The sequence below is a fragment of the Modestobacter sp. Leaf380 genome, from assembly GCF_001424485.1.
In the GTDB taxonomy this organism is placed as follows: Bacteria; Actinomycetota; Actinomycetes; order Mycobacteriales; family Geodermatophilaceae; genus Klenkia.
Map to the genome: position 1 here is coordinate 229,880 of NZ_LMQC01000022.1, position 6,643 is coordinate 236,522.

Sequence of the window (6,643 nt, forward strand, 5' to 3'; positions counted from 1 at the left end):
CGGTCGGTCAGTGGAGCAGGCGGCCGGACCCGACGCCGGCCGCCGTGCGGGCCGCGACCGTGGCCCACGCGGTGGCCAGCACCAGCCAGGCCAGCACGGCGGCCACGGTGAGCGCCGCCGACCCGGTCTGCTCGGCCAGCCCGGAGGTGCCGGTGACCACGGTGCCCACCGGGAAGACGAAGGACCACCAGGCCAGCGAGAACGGGATGCCGTGGCGCGCCGCACGGATGGTGACCGTCGCCGCGAACGCCGCCCAGGCCAGCGCCAGCGTCCAGACCGGCAGCCCGAACCCCAGGGTGAGGGCGCCCAGCCGGTCGGCGACCGTCGCGGGCAGCACCCGCGGCGCCTGCCCGCCCAGGGTGTGCACCGCGGTGATCGACTGGCCCAGCGGGCCCAGCACCACCCACAGCACCGGGACGGCGCCCGCCGCAGGCAGCCCGTGCCGCACGGTGCGCCGCGCGACGAGGGTCAGCACGACCGCGCTCGCCGTCAGGCTGACCAGCACGAAGGCGTAGCAGGCCAGCAGCAGGGGCAGGGCCAGGACGTCCGGTGCGTGCGGCACCAGCAGGGCCCCGGTCGCCGCCGAGACCATCGGCGGGACCACCGGCACCAGCCACCCCGCCGAGGGCGAGCGGCTGTCGGTGGCGTGCCGGGTGCGCGTGCGCAGGGGCACCAGGACCAGGGTCACCAGCCCGCCGACCGTGCCGACGGACCACAGCACCACGTCCAGGACCAGTGCCGCCGGGAGACCCACGACGTCCCGGCCGACCAGCAGCGTCGCCGCGCCGAAGGCCAGCAGCGCCATCGGGGGAGCGCCCCAGGAGTGCGCCATCACCGGGTCGTCGAGGTGGCCCCGGGCGGCGGCCGGGTGCCGGTGCCAGTGCAGGGCGGTCGCCGTCCCCACGGCCAGCAGGACCAGGCCGGCCAGCAGCCAGACCCCGACCGCGAGCACCCGCTGGCCGGGGACCTGGACCGGCAGGGTGGCCGTGGCGGTCGCCAGCACGGAGGTGCCCATGACCGACGTCGCCCAGTTCGGTCCGAACGAGGCCAGCCGGGGCCGGGTGGGTGCGGCGGTCGGGGGGACGACGGTGCTGGTCACCGGTCCAGCCTGGGACGGACCGACCCGGTCGGGTACCCCCGCTGCGCTTGTGGGGGCACAAGCGTTCCTTGTGGGTAGCGTCGGTGGCATGCCGCTGAGCCCGCACGTCCCGGAGCTGACCGCGCTGGAGCTCTTCCTCGACGTCGCCGCCGGCGGCAGCATCGGCGCGGCCGGCCGCGCGCAGGGGATCAGCCAGCAGGCGGCGTCGAGCCGGCTGCGCTCCCTCGAACGCCGGCTCGGCGTCACCGTGCTCGACCGGGGCGCCACCGGGTCGCGGCTCACCGAGGCGGGCGTGGCGCTGGCCGCCTGGGCCGCCCGGGTGGTGGCCGCCGCCACCGAGCTGGACGACGCGGCAGCCGCCCTGCGGCACACCGGGGCGGCCCGGCTGCGGCTGGCGGCGTCGATGACCGTGGCGGAGCACCTGGTCCCCGGCTGGTTGGTCGCGCTGCGGGCGGCCTCGCCGCCGGACGCCGCACCCTCGGTGACGCTGACCGCGACGAACAGCGACGCGGTCGTGGCACTGGTCGGGGAGGGCGCGGCCGACCTCGGGTTCGTCGAGGGCCCACGGGTGCCGGCCGGGGTGTACTCCCAGGTGGTCGCCCGGGACCGGCTGGTGCTCGTCGTCGCCCCGGACCACCCGTGGGCGGCCCGCCGGCGCGCGGTGTCCCCGGCCGACCTGGCCGGGACGGCGCTCGTCGCCCGCGAACCGGGGTCGGGCACCCGACGGGCGTTCGAGGAGGCCCTCGGGCGGCCCGGCCGGGCACCGGTGCAGGAGCTGGGCACCTCGACGGCGGTCCGCGAGGCGGTGCGGTCCGGCCTGGGCCCGGCGGTGCTGTCGGTGCTCGCCGTGCGGGACGACCTGGACGCCGGGCGGCTGGTCGCCGTCCGGGTGTCGGGCCTGGAGCTGGGCCGTGAGCTGCGCGCCGTGTGGTCCGGGGCGGCCACCCCGGCGGCAGGTCCCGCACGTGACCTGCTGGCGATCGCCGCCCGACGCACGTCCGCAACGTCTCTGCGCTAAGACACTCCCGTGCCCACCGACCTGGTCGTGACCGATGCCCGCCTGCGCGACGGGAGGGTCCTCGACGTGCACTGCGCCGGTGGCCGGGTGACCGCCCTGGCGCCGCCCGCCGAACGGCCGGACGGCGTCCCGGTGGTGGAGGCCGACGGCGGTCTGGTCACCGAGCCGTTAGTCGACGGCCACCTGCACCTGGACAAGGTGCGCACCCTCCCGCTCATCGGCGACGCGGCCTTGCAGGCCTACACCGCCGGCGGGATGGCCGAGTCCGCGGCCAGCATCGACCTGGCCAGCGCGGTCAAGGCGCACTGGTCGGTGGAGACGCTGCTGCCGAACATCCGGCAGGCCCTGACCGACGGCGTCACCCACGGGGTGTTGCACCTGCAGGCCTTCGCCGACGTCGACACCGCGGCCGGGCTGGTCGGCGTGCAGGCGGTGCTGGCCGCGCGCGAGGAGTTCCGCGGTCAGGTCGACGTCTCGGTGGTCGCCTTCCCGCAGGACGGCGTGCTGCGCGACCCCGGCTCCGCCGAGCTGGTCGAGCAGGCCATGGCGCTGGGTGCCGACGTCGTCGGCGGCATCCCGTGGATCGAGGACGGCGAGGACGACCAACGGGCGCACGTCGAGTGGGCCTGCGCGCTGGCCGCCCGGCTCGGCACCCGGGTCGCGATGCTCACCGACGACGCCCCCGACCCGTCCTACGCGACGACGACGATGCTCGCGCACGCGATGGACCGGCACGGCCTGCGCGGCCGCGGGGTGGCCTGCCACGCCCGGGCCATCGGGCACTACGACACGGCCCGGCAGGACGAGTTCCTGGCGCTGGCCCGCGAGGTCGGCCTCGGCCTGGTCAGCGACCCGCACACCGGCTCGGTCGCGCTGCCGGTGGAGCGCGCACTGGCCGCCGGGGTCGCCGTCGGGCTGGGGCAGGACGACATCGAGGACGCCTACTACCCGTTCGGCCGGCACTCCCTGCTCGAGGTCGCCTTCCTGGCCGCGCACCTGCTGGACATGCGCTCGGCTCCGCAGCTGGAGACCCTCGTCGACCTGGTGACGACGTCGGCGGCCCGGGTGCTCGGGCTGACCGACCACGGCCTGCGCGTGGGCGGTCCGGCGGACCTGCTCGTGCACGACGCCGAGCGGACCGTGGACCTGCTGGCGCGGCACGCGGCGCCCCGCGTCGTCGTCCGGGCGGGGCGGGTGCTGCGCGGCTGACCCGGCCGGGTCAGATCATGACGGGCACGAACGCCCAGACCGACTTCCCGCCGGGGCTGCGGCACCAGCCGGTGCCCTCGGCGGCGTCGGCGACGATGTGCAGCCCACGTCCACCGGGGCCGCTGCCGTCGGGCGTGCGGTGCCGGGGCGGGTCACCGGCGGACCCGTCGGCCACCACCAGCAGCAGGCCCGACTCCAGCGACCCCACGGTCACCTGCACCGGGGTGCCACCGTGCCGCAGCGCGTTGCTCATCAGCTCGTCCAGGGCCAGGACGGCGTCGGCGACGGCGTCCTCGGCGTGCGCGCGCCCGGCCAGCAGGCCCAGGGCGTGCGCCCGGAACTCGCGGCGGACCACCGGCAGGTCCGACAGGACGGCCGGGTTCCAGGACCACCGGAAGCGGCTCTCCGGCGGCGGGGACTCCGGCCACGGTCCCTCGGAGCTGTCTGACGACACGCGTGGTCCTCCGTGCGGGTCTGGGGGCGGGGCTGCGGCGGCGCTGCCGTCGAGGACACTCTGCCCGACCCGGACCCCGACGGTCCCACGGGCACCCCCAGGGGGTGGGGTGGCACCGGGCTACCGTTCGATCATGCTCACCCTGATGGCGGTGCACGCGCACCCCGACGACGAGGCGACGTCGACCGGCGGCATCCTCGCCCACTACGCGGCGCAGGGCGTGCGCACGGTCCTGGTCACCTGCACGAACGGCGAGCAGGGCGACCACGGCGACCTCAAGCCCGGCGACGCGGGCCACGACCGCGAGCAGGTCGTCGCCGCCCGGATGGCCGAGCTGCGGGAGAGCGCCGACATCCTCGGGGTCACGCACCTGGAGACGCTGGGGTACGCCGACAGCGGGATGATGGGCTGGGCCAGCAACGAGGCCCCCGGGTCGTTCTGGTCGACCCCGGTCGAGGAGGCCGCCGGCGTCCTCGCCGAGCTGGTCCGCCGGTACCGGCCCGACGTCGTCGTCACCTACGACGAGAACGGCTTCTACGGCCACCCCGACCACATCCAGGCCAACCGGGTCACCGTGGCCGCGCTGGACGCCGCGGGCTCGGACGCCAAGCTCTACTGGTCGACCATCCGGCGCAGCGCCTTCGCCCGGTTCGGCGAGATGATGGCCGAGTCCGGCCTGGAGCTCCCGCAGGACGAGGAGATGCCGGAGATGGGCGCCGCCGACGAGGAGATCGGCGCCACCGTGGACTGCCGGCCCTTCGCCGAGGCCAAGCACGCGGCGCTGCGCGCGCACGCCAGCCAGTCCGACGCGGCCTTCTTCCTCGGCCTCCCGCTCCCGCTGTTCACCGAGATGATGGGCGTCGAGGAGTTCGTCCGGGTCCGCCCGCCGTGGGCGCCCGGCGACGAGGTCGAGACCGACCTGCTGGCCGGGCGCTGAGGGCTCAGCGCTGGCGGGGGGTGCGCCAGGCGCGTTCCTCGTCGTAGTCGTCCGGGTCGTCGTCGTCCCCGGCGGGGGCGCCGCGCTCCTGCTCCTTCTTGCGGGCCAGCGCCTCCAGCGCCTCGTCCCGCTCGCGGGCCCGGTCGAACGCCTCGGCCTTCTCCAGCTCCCGGCGCTGCCGCTTGGTCAGCGTCGCCTCCTCACCCGTGGGCACGGCGACCTGCCAGTCGTCCTGCTGGCGCCACAGCAGCACCGAGGTGACGGCCAGGCCCAGCGGCAGCACGTAGGCCGCGAGCCGCTCGGTGCCGCCCTCGCCCAGCAGGCCGGTGACGGCGGTGCCGAAGAGCACGGTGGCGATGACCCCGACCAGGCCGAGCAGGGCCAGCGTCGTGCCGACGGCCTCCGAGCGGGGCCGGACCGCGTAGGCCAGGGCCATCAGGCCCAGCCCGCCGCCGAGCAGGTACAGGATCGCCCCGACGGTGTGCGCCGCCCCACCGGTGTCCGAGGGGAACAGCCCGACCAGCAGGGTGCCGACCCCGGCCGCGGACAGCAGCACGACGGCGAGCCGGCCGCCCAGCCCGATGAGCCCCGGGCGCAGCAGCACGCCGCCGGCCACGATGAGCACGCCCTGCGCGATGAACGAGGCGTTCATCAGCGCGGCGCCGGGGGAGAGGTCGGTGCCCAGGTCGCTGATCACCTGCCCGGTGCGGCTGTACCCCGGGAACCGGGCGATCGCCACGGCCTCCAGCACGAAGAACTGCAGGGTCAGCAGCCAGGCCAGCGAGCCGAGCAGGTACCGGGTGCGGCTCAGGGACGTCGGGGCCGGCCCGGCCGGGCCGTCGAACGCGCTGTCGTCGGGGGTGCTCACGGGGGTCGAGTCTCCCAGGGCGCGGCAGACTGTGCGCGTGCCCGTCGACCCCGCCCGTCAGCTCACCGTGGACGCCGGCAACGGCACCCCGCCGTGGAAGCAGCTGCGTGCCCAGCTCGCGGACCTCGTGCACGCAGGGTCCCTCCTGGAGGGCGAGCGGCTGCCCAGCGTGCGGGCGCTCGCCGCCGACCTCGGTGTCGCCGCCGGCACCGTGGCCCGCGCGTACACCGAGCTGGAGACCGACGGGCTCGTCGAGGGCCGGGGGCGGGCCGGGACCGTCGTCACCGGGTGCGGAGGCGACCCGGTCGAGGGTCGGTTGCGCGCCGCGGCCAACCGCCTGGTCGTCGAGGCCCGCGCCGACGGCATGGACGACGACCGGGTGCTCACCGCCGTGCACGCCGCCCTCGCCGCCCGCCCGCTGGCGTGACGGTCCGCTCGATCGCGCTCTTCGTCCTCGCGGCGGTGCTGGAGATCGGCGGTGCCTGGCTGGTCTGGCAGGGGGTCCGCGAGCACCGTGGGTGGCTGTGGATCGGGGTCGGCGTCGTCGCGCTGGGGCTCTACGGCGTCGTCGCCGCGCAGCAACCCGACGCTTCCTTCGGGCGGGTGCTCGCCGCGTACGGCGGGGTCTTCATCGTCGGCTCGTTGCTGTGGGCCGCCGTCGCCGACGGCTTCCGGCCCGACCGCTGGGACGTCGCCGGTGCGCTGGTCTGCCTGGTCGGGGTCGGGCTGATCATGTACGCGCCGCGGTCGGGCTGATCAGACACGCGCCACCGCCGGGCTGATGCAGCGCTGCTGCTGGTGACTGGTCTGTCCGTCCTCGGGTGCGCTCGGCCCTGTGCCCGGTCGCTCGGCTGTCTCCGGGCCCCTGCGCCAGCAGGCTCCAGACGACGGTCGGGCGCGTGTCGTCGGCCGCCCTCCCGCCCTCCCGCCCTCCCGCCCTCCCGCCCTCCCGCCCTCCCAGGGTGCCCTGCGCCGCCCTGCCCTGCGCCGCCCTGCCCTGCGCCGCCCTGCCCTGCGCCGCCCTGCCCTGCGCCGCCCTGCCCTGCGCCGCCCTGCCC

Annotated in this window: 8 protein-coding genes; 5 read left to right on the plus strand and 3 right to left on the minus strand. The window is 76.6% G+C overall.

Annotated elements, in window-relative coordinates:
- Positions 1-7 precede the first annotated feature (7 nt).
- Positions 8-1,099, minus strand: coding sequence for a TDT family transporter (locus ASG41_RS20370; RefSeq protein WP_056299702.1), 1,092 nt, complete (start codon positions 1,097-1,099; stop codon positions 8-10).
- A gap of 88 nt (positions 1,100-1,187) precedes the next feature.
- On the opposite strand from ASG41_RS20370, the gene ASG41_RS20375 reads away from it, so the two are divergent.
- Together ASG41_RS20375 and ASG41_RS20380 are read left to right on the plus strand one after the other, a co-directional pair.
- Positions 1,188-2,117, plus strand: a complete 930-nt coding sequence (locus ASG41_RS20375; protein WP_056299705.1) for a LysR family transcriptional regulator — start codon at positions 1,188-1,190, stop codon at positions 2,115-2,117.
- A 9-nt stretch (positions 2,118-2,126) separates the two neighbouring features.
- Positions 2,127-3,326 (plus strand): amidohydrolase family protein, encoded by a 1,200-nt coding sequence (locus ASG41_RS20380; protein ID WP_235564949.1) that lies wholly within the window; start codon positions 2,127-2,129, stop codon positions 3,324-3,326.
- 10 nt (positions 3,327-3,336) lie between these two features.
- Here the strand turns inward: ASG41_RS20380 and ASG41_RS20385 are convergent, their stop codons facing one another.
- On the minus strand, positions 3,337-3,780 hold the full coding sequence (locus tag ASG41_RS20385; protein ID WP_056299709.1) for an ATP-binding protein: 444 nt from the start codon (positions 3,778-3,780) through the stop codon (positions 3,337-3,339).
- 133 nt (positions 3,781-3,913) lie between these two features.
- On the opposite strand from ASG41_RS20385, the gene ASG41_RS20390 reads away from it, so the two are divergent.
- Positions 3,914-4,717 carry a PIG-L family deacetylase gene (locus ASG41_RS20390; RefSeq protein WP_056299877.1) on the plus strand — a complete coding sequence of 268 codons (804 nt, stop codon included), beginning with the start codon at positions 3,914-3,916 and terminating at the stop codon, positions 4,715-4,717.
- Positions 4,718-4,721: 4 nt separating this feature from the next.
- Here ASG41_RS20390 and ASG41_RS20395 read toward each other — a convergent pair whose 3' ends face one another.
- Positions 4,722-5,585 carry a DUF998 domain-containing protein gene (locus tag ASG41_RS20395; RefSeq protein ID WP_235564950.1) on the minus strand — a complete coding sequence of 288 codons (864 nt, stop codon included), beginning with the start codon at positions 5,583-5,585 and terminating at the stop codon, positions 4,722-4,724.
- A 37-nt stretch (positions 5,586-5,622) separates the two neighbouring features.
- On the opposite strand from ASG41_RS20395, the gene ASG41_RS20400 reads away from it, so the two are divergent.
- Positions 5,623-6,012: a GntR family transcriptional regulator gene (locus tag ASG41_RS20400; protein ID WP_056299712.1), complete on the plus strand. Its 390-nt coding sequence runs from the start codon at positions 5,623-5,625 to the stop codon at positions 6,010-6,012.
- Positions 6,009-6,341: a YnfA family protein gene (locus tag ASG41_RS20405; protein ID WP_056299716.1), complete on the plus strand. Its 333-nt coding sequence runs from the start codon at positions 6,009-6,011 to the stop codon at positions 6,339-6,341. The genes ASG41_RS20400 and ASG41_RS20405 overlap by 4 nt, the downstream gene beginning before the upstream one ends.
- Positions 6,342-6,643: the final 302 nt, after the last annotated feature.